Consider the following 1,182-nt stretch of genomic DNA (forward strand, 5'->3'; position numbering starts at 1 on the left):
GTCTCCCATCCCGCCATGCGCAGTTGCGCGCGGTGATCCATGCGCGCGCCGAGAAAGCCGACTCGTCGATAGCCCCGCTCGAGAAACGCCTGCGTCATCGCCACGCCGGCTTCGTGCTGGTCCAGCCCGACGTTGATGTCCAGCGGCGTCTCGGTGAGCTCCAGCGTCTCGACCACCGGCACCCGGGCTCGCGCCAGCAGGCGACAGGCATGATCGGTGTGGCGGGTGCCGGGCAGAATCAGCGCCTCGACGCCGTAGCTCAAGTAGGTGTCGATCAGGCGTTCCTCTTCCAGGATCGAATAGCCGGTATGACCGATCAGTACCTGATAACCCGCTTCACTCAGTCCTTCCTGGCCCCCCCGCTGGATTTCCGAGAACACCGAGTTGGAGAGCGACGGAATCAACAGGGCAACGCTATGCGACCGACCGCTGGCCAGGGCGCCGGCGGAATGATTGGGAATGTAGCCGAGCTCGGCGATGGCGGATTCGATGCGCAATCGCAAGGCGGCTGAAACCCGATGGGGCTCCCGCAGGGCCCGTGACACCGTGATCTTGGTGACGCCGACACGGTCGGCGATGTGTTGAAGCGTCACTCGCCCAGAGGAACGACGTGGCATGACAATCCCCGGAATCGATTCTTGTGTCCGGTGGTTACCGGTAACTTTCGAAGTAGATTAACACGCCGGTGCTGGCAGGCTCTCTGGGCCCATGGTCGTAATATCCCGACCCGTGAACGGTGGCGCGCCACCGGCATCGAGGGCGTCAGGGCGCGCTGTCACCGATCAGTAGTTCCGTCCCGAGCATGCGCGAGCGGCGGGGTTCGAGATCGAGCAGCATGGCCGCCGCCAGCCGGCCCTTGGCGGTGCTGATCGATGGGGCTCGGTCTGATTGAGTGGCTCAGGCATTCAGCGAGAGAGCCGTCACTTCATCAAAAATCTTAGTCATCAATGGCAATTCTCTTACAAACCTTTCTAGTAATCTGCATTATCCTACCGGATGGCATCATGTAGGGTCATCGCTAGCCGATTGCCCAGGCCACACGAAAACCTGAGTCCCGTCATCAGGAAGAGAACATGCTCAACGACCTTCTCGACACCTTCGACATCGACCTGTCGCAGTCCCAGCGGCTGCTGACCCTCGACATCGCCGGCACCGCCTTCGTGCCCCACCGGCTGGTGGGCG

Annotated in this window: 1 protein-coding gene; it reads right to left on the minus strand. The window is 62.1% G+C overall.

What is annotated here, in order from left to right:
- The coding region (locus AC3AYF_RS15775; RefSeq protein WP_487779979.1) for a LacI family DNA-binding transcriptional regulator at positions 1-617 on the minus strand (617 nt) is incomplete at its 3' end.
- Positions 618-1,182 lie beyond the last annotated feature (565 nt).

This window comes from Salinicola sp., assembly GCF_982684285.1.